A 16,500-nucleotide genomic window follows, 5' to 3' on the forward strand; every position below is an offset into this window, starting at 1 on the left:
CGATTGATCGTTTGTGGTGCGTTTTTCAGCGTGTGGGCGTAGGTTGGAAACGATACAAACACATTATGAATGGCAGGTGCACGGCGAATAAATTGAAAATACTTTTCAAAACAGTGTCTTGTTAAAGGGCATGCCATATTGGTGCAAAGTTGGCACGCTACATGCTTATTAAATGGCAACGGCTGGCGTCGTAGGCAAACGCTTTAGGGCGTGCTACAACGAGAGCCGGTTTACCTTGAATCGCTGGTGACAGGGCGGGAGTCAACGCCGCCCTCATGCGAACAAACAACGAAGGCGTGGCTTACGCACGTTGCGTACGACGGCTTTGTTCAACAATACGTTTAATCGATCGCTTACAGTACACGCTTTAAGCCACGCTCATACCGGAGACGGAGAACAGTATGTCAGCCAAGACGCTCGCGCTAATCGAAGAAAATGAAGTCAAGTGGGTAGACCTGCGTTTCACCGATACGCGCGGTAAAGAGCAGCACGTCACCGTACCGGCACGGGACGTCGACGAAGAGTTTTTCGAAAACGGCCAAATGTTCGATGGCTCCTCCATCGAAGGCTGGAAGGGCATCAACGAATCCGACATGATTCTGCGTCCCGAAGACGGCACTGCCTTCCTCGACCCCTTCACCGAAGACGCGACCATCATCCTGCGTTGCGACATCATCGAGCCGGCCACCATGCAGGGCTACGATCGCGACCCGCGCTCCATCGCCAAGCGCGCTGAAGCCTACCTCGAGTCCACTGGCCTGGGCGACACTGCCTTCTTCGGCCCGGAACCCGAGTTCTTCATCTTCGATCAGGTGCACTGGAAAACCGATATCCAGGGCTCCATGTTCAAGATCAGCTCTGAAGAGGGCGCCTGGGCGACCGATAGCGACGTCGAAGGCGGCAACCTTGGCCACCGTCCGCGCGTTAAAGGCGGCTATTTCCCGGTGCCCCCGGTCGACAGCTTCCACGACATTCGTGGCGCGATGTGTAACACCCTGGAAGCGATCGGCCAGTCCGTCGAAGTGCATCACCACGAAGTAGCGAACGCCGGCCAGAACGAAATCGGCGTGAAGTTCAACACGCTGGTGAAGAAGGCCGACGAAGTTCAGGAAATGAAGTACGTGATCCACAACGTGGCGCACGCCTACGGCAAGACCGCCACCTTCATGCCGAAGCCGCTGGTTGGCGATAACGGTTCGGGCATGCACGTGCACCAGTCGTTCTGGAAAGATGGTGAAAACCAGTTCGCCGGCGACGAGTACGCGGGTCTTTCTGAAATGGCGCTTTACTACATCGGCGGTGTGATCAAGCACGCTCGCGCCCTGAACGCCTTCACCAACGCCTCGACCAACTCCTACAAGCGTCTGGTGCCGGGTTTCGAAGCGCCGGTCATGCTCGCCTACAGCGCGCGTAACCGCTCCGCCTCTATCCGCATTCCGTACACCGCGAGCCCGAAAGGCAAGCGTGTCGAAACCCGCTTCCCCGACCCGACCGCCAACCCGTACCTGGCGTTCGCGGCGATGCTGATGGCGGGTATCGACGGCATCAAGAACAAGATCCACCCGGGCGATGCGATGGACAAGAACCTGTACGACCTGCCGCCGGAAGAAGGTAAGGCCGTACCGACCGTCGCCTCCAGCCTGGATCAGGCGCTGGAAGCGCTCGACGCCGACCGCGCGTTCCTGACCGAAGGTGGCGTGTTCACCGACGATATGATCGATGCCTACATCGAGCTCAAGATGGAAGAAGTCACGCGCATGCGCATGGCGACCCACCCGATCGAGTTCGACATGTACTACAGCTGCTAAGCAGCGGCCTACCTCACCTTCGAGGTGTATTGGCTCCAAACCCCGCCTCGGCGGGGTTTTTTTATGGGGAATCGCCATGCAAGCGATAATCAATCGGTATGGACGTCGGGCCAAAGCGCCGCTGCTCTGCGCCTTGGCAGGGAGCCTGGCGCTGTGGCTGGCGCACAGCCCCGCCCAAGCGCAAACGGTGTATCGCGTGGTCGACGAGAGCGGCCGGGTGACCTACACCGACAACCCGGACAGCGGCGGCGAAGCCGTGACGCTGGCGCCGCTGCCGAGCGTGCAAGCCGCGCCGCCGCCCACAGCGCCACGCAGTCAGGCGCGGCCCGGCCAGCCCTTCATGCCTTACGATCGGTTCGCGATCGAAAGCCCGGCGCCCGGTACACGCCTCGATGACACGATGACGCCGGTAGACGTGCGCGTTCAGCCGCCGCTGCGCGAGGATCACCAGATCCGGCTGCTGGTGAACGGCGAGATCAGCCAGTCGGCGCTGCACAGCGATGCCTTCTGGCTGACTGGGCTCACTCAGGGCTCGCATCGGCTGGAAGCCGAGCTGCTCGACAGCCAGGGGCGGGTACAGCACCGCACCGAAGCGGTGAGTATCCTGGTTGCTCCGCGATAATATGAACTAAAATAGTGCATCGTCGGCGTACGCATTTCGCACCGCGTTGCAATGGCGCATGGTTTTGCGCCGCCTTGATGCGATAAACCCGTTAGGGGCGCGCTCAATGTGCGATTGGCGCGCTTTTTGCAGTTTCTCTGCATGCGCTTGCGACCCAACGATCGAACCTCGCAGCGTCACGCGACTTACCCAAGGCCCTTCAGGACACGCCATGTATCAGCGTTTACTCGAACATCTCACCACCGCCGTGCTGCTGCTGGATGGTGAACTGCGCGTTGGCTGGATGAATCCCGCCGCCGAAGCGCTTCTGGCCGTGAGTATCAGCCGCGTGAAGGGCATGAGTCTGGATACCCTTTTAGGCTGCGGTGAAAGCGTCGATAGCGTGCTGGCCAAGGCGCGCGATGCCTTTCATCCCTATACCCAGCGCGAGGCGCGCATTACGCCGCTCAACGGCGAGCCGCTCACGGTGGACTATACGGTCACGCCGCTTTCGGCGGATGAGCTACTGCTGGAAGTCGAACCCCGCGATCGCCTGATGCAGATTTCCCGCGAGGAGGCGCTGACCACCCGCCAAGAGACCATCAAGGTGCTGGCACGCGGCCTGGCCCACGAGGTGAAAAACCCGCTGGGCGGGATTCGCGGCGCCGCCCAGTTGCTGGAGCGCGACCTGGATGATCCGGCGCTTCGTGAGTACACCCGTATCATCGTCGAAGAGGTCGACCGCCTAAAAGACCTGGTGGATTCGATGCTCGGCCCGAACCGTATGCCTCGCCACGAGCCGGTCAATATCCACAAGATTCTGGAGCGCGTGCGGGCGTTGCTGCTGGCCGAACACCCCACGATTACCATTACCCGCGACTACGACCCGAGCCTGCCTGAGCTTTCCGGCGACGAGTCGCAGATGATTCAGGCGGTGCTGAACGTGGCGCGCAACGCCGTGCAGGCGATGACCGAAGCCCAGGTCGAGGCGCCGGAGCTGGTGCTGCGCACCCGCGCCAAGCGCCAGTTCACTCTGGGCGCTGAGCGCCACCGGCTGGTCAGCGAGGTCGGCCTGATCGACAACGGCCCCGGCATCCCCGACGCCCTGCGCGCCACGCTGTTCTACCCCATGGTCTCCGGGCGCGCCGAAGGCAGCGGCCTGGGCCTCTCGATCGCTCAGTCGATTCTGCATCAGCATCACGGATTGATCGAATGCGACTCACACCCGGGACGGACTGAATTTCGTCTTTTAATTCCGCTGGTTAATCATCTTACCGGAGACGCGTCATGACTGAGACGACACACGCCGATGTTTCACGGGTCATCATCGTCGACGACGACCGCGCCATTCGCTGGGTGCTGGAGCGCGCCCTAGCGCAGCCGGACCTGGACGTTGAGTGTATCGAACGCGCCGACACCGCCCTTGAGCGGCTTTTAAGCGACCCGCCGGACGTGCTGGTCACCGATATCCGCATGCCGGGCATCGACGGGCTGGATTTGATGTCGCGCGTACGTGAGGCCCATCCGGATTTGCCGGTCATCGTCATGACCGCCCACTCGGATCTCGATAGCGCCGTGGCCTCCTACCAGGGCGGGGCGTTCGAGTACCTGCCCAAGCCTTTCGATGTGGACGAGGCGCTGGCGCTGGTGCGCCGCGCCGTGGCCCACGCTCGTGAGCGCCAGCGCCCGGTGAGCGTGCCGGAGGGCCTCAACGCCGAGATCATCGGCGAAGCGCCCGCCATGCAGGAGGTGTTTCGCGCCATCGGCCGGCTATCGCACTCGCATATTACCGTGCTTATCAACGGCGAATCCGGCACCGGCAAGGAGCGGGTCGCCCAGGCGCTTCACCAGCACAGCCCGCGCGCCGGCAAGCCGTTCATCGCGCTGAACATGGCGGCGATTCCCAAGGACCTGATCGAATCCGAGCTGTTCGGTCACGAAAAGGGCGCCTTTACTGGCGCCGGCGCCCAGCGTCAGGGGCGCTTCGAGCAGGCCAACGGCGGCACGCTGTTTCTCGACGAGATCGGCGACATGCCGGCGGAGACCCAGACGCGGCTTCTGCGCGTGCTGGCCGACGGTGAGTTCTACCGCGTGGGCGGCCACACCTCGGTGAAGGTGGATGTGCGCATCATCGCCGCGACGCACCAGAACCTGGAGTCGCTGGTCGACGAAGGGCGCTTTCGCGAGGATCTGTTTCACCGCCTGAACGTCATCCGCGTGCACCTGCCAAGGCTCGCCGAGCGCCGCGAAGACATCCCCAGGCTTACGCGGCACTTTCTCGCCGAGGCTGCCAAGGAACTCTCCACGGATATCAAGGTGCTGACCACGGACGCCGAAACGCACCTGACCAAACTGGATTGGCCGGGTAACGTGCGCCAGCTCGAGAATATCTGCCGGTGGCTAACGGTCATGGCCTCGGGCCGCGAAATCCTGATCGAGGATTTACCGCCGGAACTTCGCACCGTGGGCGCGTCATCGGCCGGTGCGCAGGGCGACTGGCGCAGCGCGTTTCGCGGCTGGGCGGATCACGCGCTGGCCGAAGGTCATACGCACCTGCTGGAGGAGGCGGTGCCGGATTTCGAGCGGATCCTGATCGAAACCGCGCTCAAGCATACCGGCGGGCGCAAGGGCGAAGCCGCCGAGCTTTTGGGGTGGGGGCGCAATACGCTTACTCGCAAGCTGAAAACGCTGCTGCCGGCGCTGGCCGACGAGGCCTGAAGCGAGCCATTGGGCACGCCGTCAGGCTAGGCAACGAGTGCGATGGGGCGGGCTTACGCTGTTTGGCAAAGCGCCAAAAACTGCTCGAAATCGCGCAGAATCAGCGGAAGGCTCGCGTGCAGGCGGTGGTCGTCGTCCACCATGCGCAGCGACAGCCGCTGGCGGCGTGCGTGCTCGATGACCGGCTCGCAAGGCACCACGTCATCACGCCAGCCGTGAATGATGTGGGTGTGGCGGGCGCCAAGCGTTAGCGTGGTTTCTGGGTAGTCCGGCATGCCGAGCGCCGGCGCCAGTAAAAAGCACCCAAGCACCGGATGGCGCTGGCTGACGGCAGCGCTCAAAAAACCGCCCAAACTCGACCCGGCCATGATGCAGTGAGCCGGATCGTCGCCGCGGGTTTCAAGTGTTGCCAGCAGGTGGGCGAAGCGCGCCTGATGGCTTGGCTGGTCGCGGTAGTCCATCACGACCGCCTCGCAATCCTCACAGGCTTCTACCACGCGCTTGAGCGCCTGCACCTTCAGTGCCTCGGGCCCGCTTTCGAGCCCGTGGGACAGATAGACATGAGTCAGCATCACTCTTCCGCCGCGTCCTGAACGACCTTGCCTCCCTGCTCGATATCGCGGCCCATTCCCTGGAACGTATTGCAGCCGCTTACCATCAGAAGCGTCATCAATAGCGCAAGACCCGAAGCGATAGAGCGTTTCATTGGCGTATACCCGTGGTGAGAGATCATCGTTGAGTGAGAAACCGTCGTTGAGTAAGAAGCCCTTGTTGGCAGGCGCGAAACCCAGGGCGATGACAGCCGCATGTGTTGGCTGCCTTGGCTAACTTTAACCAGCAATGTGTCCTTTGGTAAGCAAAATTTGCCGCGTCAATGCCTCGAAAAGCGCCGTTAAAAGTGGTGCTTTTCGGGTCTCGCCAGTGAAGCCAAGGGATGACTCGTGAGCGTACTGGCGACGTTAAGATCACGTCAGAACCCGAATAAATTGTGCTGACCCCGAATAAAGTGAAAAGCGCCGCGCGGCACTGAGCCAACTTGTCGTATCAAATCGTCGTTATTGTCGCATGTGTCACATCGACACAGATTAAAAGCCGTAATAGACACTATCGAATCGGAAAATGAAGTGTCGTTATATATTTCAATTATTTGATATATAGGGATTTTAGTGTCTGCCAAGCATTGTTGGCCCGCTCCCTGCAGTATTAGGGCAAGAGCCACCGCAATGAGTTCGTGAAGCTTAATCGGTTTGAGCAGGCTACAGAAGAGACAGGATGGCATGGAGCCAAAGGGAAATGGATTTTTACGGACACTAGCCTGCTCACTCTTATCGGCGCAAGGTGGCGCCGACATCACGGCCAGGGAGCGGCGGCGATGCAAACTGGCCATTTCGTTTTTACGAGATGGCTTTTTTGCGTCTTTAGGAAAGTGCTAATGACCTGATACTTAAGCGTATTTGTTCATCGAGTGGCGGTAGTGAAGCCTCTGTATAAAATTTTATACGGATGCATATCCCGTTTTGGTCTATCCTCAGGGATAAACCAACCTAGCGGCTAGAAAACGTCAACGTTCAGCTGCCTACTCAGGGACAAGCGTCATGGCAATGGCTCTCATGTTCGTCATGTTTATATTGTTTTTAGGGTTTTCCGGAGTGGGTGTTTACGTCATGGTCAAGACCTCTTCCAGAACTGCCCAGGAAAAGCTCGACGACCTTCCGCCAGATCTCAAGTAAGCCTGCATTCTCTTTTATTCTTAACTACCCGCTTTCAACGACCGGCGCCCGCTATTGCGGGCGCCGGTCGTTTCGTTGGGCGCGTTTCAGCGCTGATCGCCTTGCCAGCGGCCCTTGCCGCGATCGGGCACCATGCGCCCGAAGTACAAGAGCCCAAACGCCAGCCAGCCAAGCGTTAGCACGGTAGTGAGAATCAAAACGGCGAGCGCGCCAAACTCGGCGATCAACGGCAGGGCGGCGGCGGTGAAAAGCCCGCCACCGACGATTGGCTCGAACATCAGCTGCTTGTAGCCAAAGCTTTCGAAGGCGCCGGACTCGTTTTTCGGATCGGCCATGCGCATGAGCAGAAGCCCCGTCACCGTGACCCCCATGGACTGGCCGAAGTCGCCGATGCCACGCTCGAACCAGTGATGGGGAATGATGCGCGGCGCCAGCACGATCAGTACGAAAAGCCCCCAGGCGATGCCGGCAAAGGCCAGCAGCAAAAAGGGAATCAGGTACTCGCTGAGCGTGGTCAGCGAAAGCGTGGCGAGCGCGGCCACGATGGTGAAATCAAGCGCGGTACCCGCGATGCGCGACATGGTGCGGGTAGAAACATGGCGCTCCAGATTAAAGCGCATGACGATCAGCTGTACGATCACCCCGCCGATCATGGCGATGGGAAACAGCGGTACGTGGGCGAGAATTTCGAGTCCGCCGTTTCGCGCCCAGGTCACCTGCTCGATCCATTGAAGCCCGGACAGCAGCAGCCAGCCGATCACGATCGCTACACCGACCAGCCCGATATGCAGGCTCAGTGGGTCAGTGGTGCCGGCTTCCTGAGTCAGGTCCTTTTTGAATTCGCTGAACTCACCGGCCGACGGGCGCTCCTCGTCGCGCAGGGTTTCGTCCGGCGCTCCCTCTTCTTGCTGCTTTTCCGGCGTCACGACCCCGCGGCGCGCGGCGATGTTGATCATGAGCGTGCCGATCAGCACGCCGGAGACGATCCCGACCGTGGCAAGTCCGAGCGCGAGATCCGCGCCCTCTTCGAAACCCAGCTCCGCGAAGGTGTCGCCCATGCCGGCGGCGGTGCCGTGGCCGCCCTCGAAGCCGATTTCGATCAGCGCTCCGGCCATGGGGTTCATGCCAAACACCGGCGCCAGTACCAAAAGCGCAAGCGACAGCCCCACCACGTACTGCCCCCAGGCCATGGTCTGGCCCACCACGACCTGCGGGCCGGCGCGCATCCAGATCGTTTTAATGCCGGGAATGGTCTTGCCGATGAACAGCGCCGCGAACACCACGTTGATCAAAAGCCCGGGCAGCGATGCCCAACTCTCCTGCACGTAGGCGGGAAAAAGCCCCGCGCTCTCGTCGAACACCTCGGGCATGAAACGGCCGAGCACGTCCGGGCCCATCAGCAGTAGCAGCAGGCCAGCGATCACGGAGCTTGGCAGGAAAAGGCGTCTGAGCCAGCCGATTTTCAGACGAAGGGCATTGCTGAGTAGAAGGGCCAGGCCAATGAGGACCAGCGCAACGAAGAGGTCACCGACGGTCATGGTCATGTCATCACTCCCTGATGAGCAGGATAGGCGCCGACGTCGCTAAAGAATACGTAGGCACCCCGAGTGAGTTAACCGTAGTGGTTTTTTAATCAAAGCGCTATCAAGGCACCAGATAAAGGCTGAGCAGCGCAAAGCCGTAGCCGATCAGCGCCCCCGCCAGCACATCGCTTGCGTAGTGAAGCCCAAGCCCTACCCGCGAAATCGCGATCAGCGCGCTTAGCGGCAGCACGATGACCAAAAGCCAAGGCGTATGGGCGGCGACCATCACGCTGAACATCACCGCGTGCATGGTGTGCCCGCTTGGAAAACTGTAGCGGTCGCGGGCAGGCTCGCCGCAGTGAACGCCGCCCAGATAGGTAATGAACGGGCGCTCGCGGCAAAGCCGAGTCTTGATCAGCCGGTAGACCGTCAGCGCCAGCAGCGCGATGGCGCTGTACTGCAGCATCCGCCGGCTGCCGTTCGGAGTGAGCCATGGCTGGGCGGCAATGAGCGCCACCCATACCGGCCAGTCACCCAGCCGGCTAGCGGTTTGCAGTACGCGCCGCCACACCGGATTCAGCGAAAGCCGGGTGACGCGCTGGCAAAAGCGCCACTCCCACGTATCAAGACGATCGAATGCGACAAGCGGGCGAGAGCGCATGATGGGCCTCCTGGGCGGTATGCAGATAACGCTTGAACTGTTCGGCGATGCCGCTCCAGCCGTGCTCCAGTACGCTGAGCCGGGCCGCTCGGCCAAGGCGCGCGTAGTCCGCCGGATGCTGGCAGAGTTCGGCGGCGGCCTGATGAAACCCCTTGGGGTCGTCGGGGGCAATGCTCAGGCCGTTATGGCCGTGCTGAATCAGCTCGGCGCTGGCGGCGTGGTCGAAGGCCACCACCGCCAGGCCGCTGGCCATTGCCTCGGTGATGACGTTGCCCCAGGTTTCGGAAAGCGAGGGAAACACGAAGATATCGGCGCTGGCGTAGTGGCGGGCAAGACTCGGCTGATCAAGAAAACCGGTGAAGTGGGCCTGGGGCAGCGCTTTTTGCAATTGCGCTCTGGCCGGGCCGTCGCCAACGATCACCTGCGCCATGTCCGGGCGCACCTCGCGCATGGCCTGGAAGGTCTCGACCAGCTGCGTCAGGTTTTTCTCCGCCGCCAGCCGCCCGGCGTAGAGCGCCACGCTCTGGTGCTCGGTTACGCCCCACTGATCGCGCAGGGCGTCGTCGCGGTGGGACGGCGAGAAGTGCTCACCGTCGATCCCGCGGGAGAGCACGCTGACATCGCGAATGCCCGCCCCGCGCAGGGTGCGGGCCTGGGCGTGAGTAGGCACCAGCGTCAGCGCGCAGCCGTTGTGGAAGTGGCGCAAATAGCGAAGGGTCGCCGCACTCAGCCAGCCGATGCCGTAGTCGTGGCAGTAGTGGTCGAAGTTGGTGTGCCAGCCCGCCACGCAAACGATACCGAGCTTGCGCGCCGCCCGGCGTGCGGCCAGCCCTAGCGGGCCTTGGGTTGCAAGGTAAACGGCATCCGGCGGATTCGTTTGCCAAAAGCGCGTGAGCATCCCAGGCGTTGCCAGGCCCACCTGAACCTCGGCGTAACCGGGTAGCGGCAGCCGGTAGACCTGAAGCTCTTCCCCGGGTGTCGAGCGCGGCTTATGGGAGCGCGGGGCGGGTCGCACTACATCGACCTGAACGTCCAAGCGGTCGAGCTCGCAGGCCAGGCGGTTGAGCGTATGGGCCACGCCGTTGATATCCGGTGCCCAGGTTTCACTCACTATACAAAGCCGCATCGCCATCGTCCCTTGCCCAAGGTGTGAGCCAAGTGTGGCAAGAGACGATGACAGCGGCAGGACAATCGAGTGAACAACTCGTGACAGACAGGCGCTGCGTGCCTAAAGCGCCATTAAAGCGCGGGTGTTGGTGCGGCGCCGAAGACGGTCATGAAGTGCAGAACGGTGATGACAACGCCGAAGACCCCGACCAGCCAGACCCCGGCGACTCCCCCCGGGGCGATAAATCCTGCCTTGGCGTCAGGGCGCTGGCGCGATTTCCAGATCAGCAGGGCCGGGATGATGCACGTCCAGAAGGCGGCGGCGGCGCCGGCATAGCCGATCGCCAGTACGAAGCCGAAGGGCACGAAAAGCGAGGCGAGCAGTGGCGGCACAAAGGTCACGATCGAGGTTTTGGCGCGCCCGGATCGATCATCGGAGAAGCCGAGCAGGTCGGCCATGAAATCGAAAAGCCCCAGCCCGACCCCGATGAAGGAGGAGAAGATGGCCGCCGCCGAGAAGACGCTGAGCATCTTCAGCGCCAGAGGCGTCGTGCCGATGTCGGCAAGGGTGGCGAGCAGCACATCCACATTGCCGCCTTCGGCCAGCACCGGGGCGAACGCCGGGCGGGGAACGTTGCCGAAGACGCTGGCCATCCAGATCAGATAGAAGACCAGCGCGACCAGCGTGCCGCCGAGAATTGCCTTCTGGGCCTGGGTCTCGCCGCCGTAGTATTTGCGCAGTGAGAAGACCGACATGTGGTAGCCGAAGGAGGTCAGCGCCACCGGCAGTAGGGCGAGGGCGTAGGGAAACCAGCCGAGCTGGCGGTCGATATCCACGAAGGCTAGCGACAGGTCGATATGCGAGAAGAGGCTGAAAATGCCGCCTGCGAAGCTTGCGATCATAAAGACGACCAGCACGACCGAGACCCGGTCGACGGCCCGCGTGGAGTGGAAGACGGCGTAGGCGAAAATCGCCACGAACGCGATCGAGGCCGAGTGACGGCCAAGGGGCGTGATCCCGGCAAGGATCAGCCCGGCACTGGTGATGTAGGCGTAAAGAAGGATCGCGCCCACGAAGTAAACGGCCAGGTTATTGATGCCATTGACGTGTTTTCCCAGAAGGTCCCGGGTGATGGTGCTGAAGGAGGCCTCTATATCGTAGTGCTTGAGCACTTCCAACAGCAGCCAGCCGGACATCGTCATGACCAGCATGGTCAGCAGCAAGGCCAGCGTGGACCAGAGCAGCCAACCGCCGGCGCCCGCGGTTGGAAGCCCCAGTATGCCCGCGCCAACACAGACACCGGCGATGATGCTAATGCCGCCCAGCAGGGTAGGCTTTTTTGTCATTGGAGTCGTCCTTAAGAGGGCCGACGAGCCCCCGGTGCGTCGGGGGCATGGCCAGTCCGTTGTATTGCCGCCCTGGTGTCATCGAGTACTAATGTCATCGAGTACAAGCGTCATCGAACGCCAGGGCGTTGTCTATGGCGATGAAAGTGGTTAGAGATCGGCTCTCACCGACCACAGCTCCGGGAAGAACTGCAGCTCCAGCGCTTTCTTGAGATAACCCACGCCCGAGGTGCCGCCGGTGCCGGTGCGCTGGCCGATGATGCGCTCCACCGTTTTCATGTGGCTGAAGCGCCACTTGTGGAAATTGTATTCGGTATCGATCAGCTTCTCGGCGAGTTCGTAGAGATCCCAGTGCCGCTCCGAGTGGCGGTAGATGGTCGACCAGGCGGCCTCGACTTCGGGCGAGGCGACATAAGGCGTCGACCAGTCGCGCGCAAGCGTTGACGCCGGCAGCTCGAAGCCGCGCCGCGCCAGCAACTGCAGGCAGACATCATAGAGGCTGGGAGCCGCCAGCACGTCTTGCAGGCGCTGGTAGTGGGTAGGGTGGCGGCGGTGCGCCTCGGCCAAACGGGGGTGCTTGTTGCCGAGCAGAAACTCAAGCTCGCGGTACTGGTACGACTGAAATCCCGAACTCTGACCGAGGCTATCGCGAAAGGCGAGATAGTCCGAAGGCGTCATGGTGGCGAGCACTTCCCAGGCGTTGATCATCTGCGCCTGGATACGCGCTACCCGGGTGAGCATCTTGAATGCCGGGCGCAGCTCATCGGTCTCGATCGCCCGGGCCGCCGCGTGGGCCTCGTGCAGGCACTGCTTCAGCCACAGCTCCGAGACCTGGTGAATGATCACGAACAGCATCTCGTCGTGCTGATCGCTGATCGGGTTCTGACAGGTGAGCAGCGGCGCCAGATCCAGGTATTCGCCGTAGCTCATGGGCTGATCCCAATGCACCTGCTGCTCGTTGTCCAGATCGACGGCGCCGCGATCAGAAGGGGTCGGAGTGTCGTCATGCATGGGGGGTATCTCCCGTGTCTTGATCGAGCGTCGCCTCGGCGTGCTCGAGAATGTCGAAATGATCGCGCTGCGCCAACAGGGTGACCGTGGCCGGTACGCCATCGTGGCGGGCCTTCGTCGCCAGCGCCTCGCCCTGCTGCTGAAACACCGGCGGGTCCTGCTCGCCGTGGATCAGCTCCAGCGCCGGTAGCCCGGTCAGCGGCTGGCACAAGGGGCTCAGTTGAGCCGCGCGGGCGTCGTCCAGGTCGAGCGGCTGGGCGATCGAGGTGCCGAGCAGCGGGCGCAGGTCGTAGACGCCGCTGATCAGCCACAAGCCTTTGATCGCCTGGCGGCACGCTGGCGCAAGGCAGCTCATTAGCGCCAGGTGCGCACCGGCGCTGTGGCCGCCCAGGCGTACCCGGTCGCCCAGATCGAGCGTCTCGCGCTGATCGAGCAGGTAGCGCACCCCGTTGATGCACTCTTCGATCTGCGTCTCCAGGGAGGCGTTTGGGGCCAGCGGGTAGTTCAGCGAGGCAAAGGCCCAGCCGCGCGCCAGCCAGCGCTCTGCCATGAAGTCGGTGGCGGTGGCGTCGAGCGCCTGCCAGTAGCCGCCGTGGAGAAAGATCATCAGCGGCCAGGGGCCGTCGCCCGTTGGCCGATGCAGGTGCAGCCAGGCGTGGTCAGCGTCGCCATAGGTCAGGCGCAGCGGCGGGCGCATCTCGCGAAGCGCTCGGCCCTGTTCCGCCTGGTGCGCCAAGCTCGCATCGGCATCGCGCGCCCACTGGCTGGGCGAGTGGGCATGTTCGCGCGCGTCGAGATCCTGCCCTTCAAGAGCCTGTCCTTCAAGGCCCTGCCCGTCGAAACCCTGCCCGTCCGGCATCAGGTCACCTCCGTGCGGGTCTGAAAGCGCGGGTCGCGATACTCGCCGCCCTCGACGACCTCGCGGAACTGCTCGGCCGCGTGCCAGACATCGGCATGGCTGAGATAGAGCGGCGTGAAACCGAAACGCATCAACCCAGGCTCGCGGTAGTCGCCGATCACACCGCGTTTGATCAAGGCCTGCACGATGGCGTAGCCGTGCTCACGCTGCACCAGGCCCACCTGGCTGCCGCGCTGTTCCGGGGCGGGCGTGATGTCCTCGATGCCGTTGGCATCAAAAAGGTCGGCGAGGCAGGCGCGGAAGAGGTCGGTCAGCGCCAGACTCTTGGCGCGCAGCGCCGTCATGTCCACGCCTTGCCATAGCGTCAGCGAGGCTTCGAGCGGGGCGTAGGCCAGTGCCGAATGAGTACCGGTACGAAAACGCGTCATCCCCGAGGCGGGCGCGTAGTCGGCCTCAAACGCGAAGGGCTTGGCATGGCCGTGCCAGCCCGACAGCGGCTGCCATCCGGCCTGCTGGCAATCGCTGCGCACATAGAGAAACCCCGGCGCGCCCGGGCCGCCGTTGAGGTACTTGTAGGTGCAGCCGACGGCGTAACGAGCGCCGCTGCCGGCGAGATCGACCGCTAAAGCGCCCGCCGAGTGGGCCAGGTCCCAGATCACTTCGGCACCCTTTGCGTGAACGCGACGAGTGACATCCGCCATGTCGCGCAGCTGGCCGGTGCGGTAGTTGACCTGGCTCAGCACCACCACTGCCACCTGATCGTTCAGGTGCTCCTCAAGCGGCGCGCCTTCGGGCAGCACGCCATGCTCGAAGCCGGCGCTGCGGCAGAATCCCTCGGCGATGTAGCCATCGGCGGGAAAGTTGCCGCCTTCGCTGAGGATGACCGGCCGAGCGCGCCCCTGGCGTTCGGTGATGTAGCCAAGCAGCTTGAACAGGTTGAGGGTGATGGTGTCGCTGACCAGCACCTCACCCTTGCCGGCGCCGATCAGCGGTGCCAGCAGATCGCCCAGGCGCTCGGGGGCATCGAACCAGCCCTCGTTCCAGCCACCGACCAGCGAGTCGCGCCACTGGTCCCGCGCCTTGTCGAGTGCCTGGCGGGCAGCTTGCGGCTGCGCTCCCAGCGAGTTGCCGTCGAGATAGAGCATGCCCTCGGGCAAAGCGAAGTGGGCCTTGAAATCGGCGAGCGTGTCCTGGTCGTCCAGCTTTTGAGCGTCGGTGAGCGTCGGGCGCATCGGCTTATCCTGTCGTGTCGAAAATTCACCCCTAGTGTAAGACGACCGGAGCGCTGCCGATTTGCGTTGTTTTGCGTAATATTGGCAAATAGTGAAAGGCAGACGAGTTTTAACGTGGAGATATGCAAAATGTATGCACTGGACGCCTTCGATCGCCGTTTGCTGCACACTCTGCAGCGTGCGCCCCGCCAGACGCTGACGGAGCTGGCCGAGCGCGTCAACCTCTCCCCCAGCCAGTGCTCGCGACGCATTGCCCGGCTGGAGGCGAACGGGATCATTCAGGGCCACGCCTTGCGGCTGGCGCCACAGGCGCTGGGGCTCATGGTGACGGCGTTCATCACGGTATCGATGGAGAAGTCACGGCTGGAAGCACCGCGTGAGACGATCGCCTCGCTGCTGGCCTGCGACGAAGTGATCGATTGCCACTCGACCACCGGTAGCCATGATTTCATCCTCAAGGTGAAGGTGGCGGATCTCGCCGAGCTTTCCCACTTTCTGTCGTCGGTGGTGAGCCCGATTCCGGGGGTGCGCGACGTGGCCACTCAGGTGGCGCTGGAGTGCTTCAAGGAAGCCGGCCCGCTCAAGGTCATGTACTGAACATGGCCGACACGCAACAGCGTGCAAGACACGCCTTACGCGTTAAATATTTAATTCGTATTAAAAAAATAACATATTAGATAATTTTGATTTTTATTCTCTCATCCATGAAACGTTAAGATTTATGTCATAAAACCTGGTTAGGGTTTCCATCGCCAAGGGACAGGCCGTTGATCGAGTGGCGGATTCACTGCGCTGGCCACGCGCTTATTTTTAAAAGATCAGGCAGCACGACGGCTGCTCACTGCAATGGGAACCTTCATGTTTAAGAAAACGCTACTGGCCCTGACGCTGGGTGGTTTGTTCGCAGGCGCCACCGCCCAGGCCGCCACGGTTTACGACGAAGACGGAACGAAGGTCGATCTGTACGGCCGCATCGCCATGGGGTTCGAAGGCGGTGGTGTAGGTGACGGCGTGGACAACGGCGCGGAGTTTCGTGATTACAGCTCGCGCCTTGGCTTCAAGCTGAGCCAGCAAATCACCCGCGACTTGACCGCCTTTGGCCGCCTGGAGTGGCGCTTCAACGGTGACGAGCGCAGCCGCCCCGGCTTCAAGGAAGTACGCAAGAGCTACATCGGTATCGAGAGCGACACCTTCGGTACGTTTACCGCGGGTAACTTCGACAGCTTCTACGACAACTTCGTCATGGGCGTCTTCGATGTTTACGTCGCCGAAGGCTATGAGTTCGCTGGCGGCGGCCTGCAAGCCCGCGGCGACTCCATCGGCTACCAGTCGCCGGATATCAACGGCTTCCAGGCCGTACTCGCGGTCAAGCACTTTTCTGAGCGCGGCCTGACCGTCGACGAGCAAACCGATGTAGGCAGCGGCTTCTCGTCTCAAGGCGGCATCGGCTATCAGGCAGGCCCCCTGGGCCTAGCGTTGGGCTTCGTGGATGACGACGTTCGCGGTGGCGGCAACAACCAGATGCGTTTCGGCGCCACGGCGGCGTTCGATGCGACTGAAGAGTTCCAACTGCGCGCAGGCTTCGAAACCCGCGACGATAGCGATGTTTACGGCGGTGGGTTCGACCGCTACGGCCTCGGGGCCACCTACGCCGTCGGTGCGACCGCCTTCTACGGCGATGTCTACCATATCGATTCCGACGATGTCGACGACACGCGCAATGCCTGGGCGCTGGGCACGCTGCACAACCTGACCGACAATTTCGACCTCTTCGCCGAGCTCTACGACGGCGACCGCGATTCGCTCGGCAATGTCGACGACGAGGACCTCTACTACGCCCTGGGCGCCCGCTACTACTTCTAACCTGCGTTTAAACCAGAGACGGCTCTTTTAACGACGGCGC

General features: G+C 62.1%; 16 protein-coding genes. 7 read left to right on the plus strand and 9 right to left on the minus strand.

Translation table 11 applies throughout. From position 1 onward, the window contains the following. The first annotated feature begins 401 nt into the window (after positions 1-401). The 4 genes from glnA to ntrC all read left to right on the plus strand — a co-directional run bounded on the left by glnA (position 402) and on the right by ntrC (position 5,127). Positions 402-1,808 (plus strand): glutamate--ammonia ligase, encoded by a 1,407-nt coding sequence (gene glnA / locus MQW23_RS00800; RefSeq protein WP_252105914.1) that lies wholly within the window; start codon positions 402-404, stop codon positions 1,806-1,808. A 76-nt stretch (positions 1,809-1,884) separates the two neighbouring features. Further along, positions 1,885-2,430 (plus strand): DUF4124 domain-containing protein, encoded by a 546-nt coding sequence (locus MQW23_RS00805; RefSeq protein ID WP_252105915.1) that lies wholly within the window; start codon positions 1,885-1,887, stop codon positions 2,428-2,430. A gap of 211 nt (positions 2,431-2,641) precedes the next feature. Continuing rightward, positions 2,642-3,700, plus strand: a complete 1,059-nt coding sequence (gene glnL / locus MQW23_RS00810) for a nitrogen regulation protein NR(II) (protein WP_252105916.1) — start codon at positions 2,642-2,644, stop codon at positions 3,698-3,700. Next, a complete protein-coding gene (ntrC, locus tag MQW23_RS00815; RefSeq protein ID WP_252105917.1) occupies positions 3,697-5,127 on the plus strand; it encodes a nitrogen regulation protein NR(I) in 1,431 nt (476 codons plus the stop codon). The genes glnL and ntrC overlap by 4 nt, the downstream gene beginning before the upstream one ends. A gap of 53 nt (positions 5,128-5,180) precedes the next feature. Here the strand turns inward: ntrC and MQW23_RS00820 are convergent, their stop codons facing one another. Together MQW23_RS00820 and MQW23_RS00825 are read right to left on the minus strand one after the other, a co-directional pair. Next, on the minus strand, positions 5,181-5,696 hold the full coding sequence (locus MQW23_RS00820; protein ID WP_442908577.1) for a YqiA/YcfP family alpha/beta fold hydrolase: 516 nt from the start codon (positions 5,694-5,696) through the stop codon (positions 5,181-5,183). Positions 5,697-5,698: 2 nt separating this feature from the next. After that, on the minus strand, positions 5,699-5,833 hold the full coding sequence (locus tag MQW23_RS00825; protein WP_252105919.1) for an entericidin A/B family lipoprotein: 135 nt from the start codon (positions 5,831-5,833) through the stop codon (positions 5,699-5,701). Positions 5,834-6,722: 889 nt separating this feature from the next. On the opposite strand from MQW23_RS00825, the gene MQW23_RS19385 reads away from it, so the two are divergent. Further along, positions 6,723-6,857 carry a hypothetical protein gene (locus MQW23_RS19385; protein WP_263585869.1) on the plus strand — a complete coding sequence of 45 codons (135 nt, stop codon included), beginning with the start codon at positions 6,723-6,725 and terminating at the stop codon, positions 6,855-6,857. 86 nt (positions 6,858-6,943) lie between these two features. Here MQW23_RS19385 and MQW23_RS00830 read toward each other — a convergent pair whose 3' ends face one another. From MQW23_RS00830 to kynU, 7 genes are all read right to left on the minus strand, one after another. Continuing rightward, positions 6,944-8,401 carry a sodium/glutamate symporter gene (locus tag MQW23_RS00830; protein ID WP_252105920.1) on the minus strand — a complete coding sequence of 486 codons (1,458 nt, stop codon included), beginning with the start codon at positions 8,399-8,401 and terminating at the stop codon, positions 6,944-6,946. Positions 8,402-8,501: 100 nt separating this feature from the next. Further along, the gene (locus tag MQW23_RS00835; protein ID WP_252105921.1) at positions 8,502-9,041 is read right to left on the minus strand and encodes a phosphatase PAP2 family protein; all 540 of its coding nucleotides are present in this window, start codon (positions 9,039-9,041) and stop codon (positions 8,502-8,504) included. Beyond that, complete coding sequence (locus tag MQW23_RS00840; protein ID WP_252105922.1) at positions 9,004-10,167, minus strand: glycosyltransferase family 4 protein; 1,164 nt, start codon at positions 10,165-10,167, stop codon at positions 9,004-9,006. The genes MQW23_RS00835 and MQW23_RS00840 overlap by 38 nt, the downstream gene beginning before the upstream one ends. A gap of 113 nt (positions 10,168-10,280) precedes the next feature. Further along, positions 10,281-11,495 carry an aromatic amino acid transport family protein gene (locus tag MQW23_RS00845; protein WP_252105923.1) on the minus strand — a complete coding sequence of 405 codons (1,215 nt, stop codon included), beginning with the start codon at positions 11,493-11,495 and terminating at the stop codon, positions 10,281-10,283. A 150-nt stretch (positions 11,496-11,645) separates the two neighbouring features. Further along, the gene (gene kynA, locus MQW23_RS00850; protein ID WP_252105924.1) at positions 11,646-12,506 is read right to left on the minus strand and encodes a tryptophan 2,3-dioxygenase; all 861 of its coding nucleotides are present in this window, start codon (positions 12,504-12,506) and stop codon (positions 11,646-11,648) included. Next, positions 12,499-13,365 carry an alpha/beta hydrolase gene (locus MQW23_RS00855; RefSeq protein ID WP_252105925.1) on the minus strand — a complete coding sequence of 289 codons (867 nt, stop codon included), beginning with the start codon at positions 13,363-13,365 and terminating at the stop codon, positions 12,499-12,501. The genes kynA and MQW23_RS00855 overlap by 8 nt, the downstream gene beginning before the upstream one ends. Then, positions 13,365-14,597, minus strand: coding sequence for a kynureninase (gene kynU / locus MQW23_RS00860; RefSeq protein ID WP_252105926.1), 1,233 nt, complete (start codon positions 14,595-14,597; stop codon positions 13,365-13,367). The genes MQW23_RS00855 and kynU overlap by 1 nt, the downstream gene beginning before the upstream one ends. Before the next feature lie 129 nt (positions 14,598-14,726). Between kynU and MQW23_RS00865 the strand changes: the two genes are divergently transcribed. Next, the gene (locus MQW23_RS00865) at positions 14,727-15,194 is read left to right on the plus strand and encodes an Lrp/AsnC family transcriptional regulator (protein WP_252105927.1); all 468 of its coding nucleotides are present in this window, start codon (positions 14,727-14,729) and stop codon (positions 15,192-15,194) included. A 261-nt stretch (positions 15,195-15,455) separates the two neighbouring features. After that, the gene (locus tag MQW23_RS00870) at positions 15,456-16,460 is read left to right on the plus strand and encodes a porin (RefSeq protein WP_252105928.1); all 1,005 of its coding nucleotides are present in this window, start codon (positions 15,456-15,458) and stop codon (positions 16,458-16,460) included. Positions 16,461-16,500 lie beyond the last annotated feature (40 nt).

Source organism: Halomonas sp. S3-1-1, assembly GCF_023757625.1.
GTDB lineage: Bacteria > Pseudomonadota > Gammaproteobacteria > Pseudomonadales > Halomonadaceae > Vreelandella.

Coding starts and splice junctions, on each gene's coding strand:
- glnL (WP_252105916.1), top strand. CDS start 2,642: ATGTATCAGCGTTTACTCGAACATCTCACCACCGCCGTGCTGCTGCTG.
- MQW23_RS00830 (WP_252105920.1), bottom strand. CDS start 8,401: ATGACCATGACCGTCGGTGACCTCTTCGTTGCGCTGGTCCTCATTGGC.
- MQW23_RS00870 (WP_252105928.1), top strand. CDS start 15,456: ATGTTTAAGAAAACGCTACTGGCCCTGACGCTGGGTGGTTTGTTCGCA.
- MQW23_RS00865 (WP_252105927.1), top strand. CDS start 14,727: ATGTATGCACTGGACGCCTTCGATCGCCGTTTGCTGCACACTCTGCAG.
- MQW23_RS00855 (WP_252105925.1), bottom strand. CDS start 13,365: ATGCCGGACGGGCAGGGTTTCGACGGGCAGGGCCTTGAAGGACAGGCT.
- MQW23_RS00805 (WP_252105915.1), top strand. CDS start 1,885: ATGCAAGCGATAATCAATCGGTATGGACGTCGGGCCAAAGCGCCGCTG.
- MQW23_RS00835 (WP_252105921.1), bottom strand. CDS start 9,041: ATGCGCTCTCGCCCGCTTGTCGCATTCGATCGTCTTGATACGTGGGAG.
- glnA (WP_252105914.1), top strand. CDS start 402: ATGTCAGCCAAGACGCTCGCGCTAATCGAAGAAAATGAAGTCAAGTGG.
- MQW23_RS19385 (WP_263585869.1), top strand. CDS start 6,723: ATGGCAATGGCTCTCATGTTCGTCATGTTTATATTGTTTTTAGGGTTT.
- MQW23_RS00825 (WP_252105919.1), bottom strand. CDS start 5,833: ATGAAACGCTCTATCGCTTCGGGTCTTGCGCTATTGATGACGCTTCTG.
- kynA (WP_252105924.1), bottom strand. CDS start 12,506: ATGCATGACGACACTCCGACCCCTTCTGATCGCGGCGCCGTCGATCTG.
- MQW23_RS00840 (WP_252105922.1), bottom strand. CDS start 10,167: ATGCGGCTTTGTATAGTGAGTGAAACCTGGGCACCGGATATCAACGGC.
- MQW23_RS00845 (WP_252105923.1), bottom strand. CDS start 11,495: ATGACAAAAAAGCCTACCCTGCTGGGCGGCATTAGCATCATCGCCGGT.
- ntrC (WP_252105917.1), top strand. CDS start 3,697: ATGACTGAGACGACACACGCCGATGTTTCACGGGTCATCATCGTCGAC.
- kynU (WP_252105926.1), bottom strand. CDS start 14,597: ATGCGCCCGACGCTCACCGACGCTCAAAAGCTGGACGACCAGGACACG.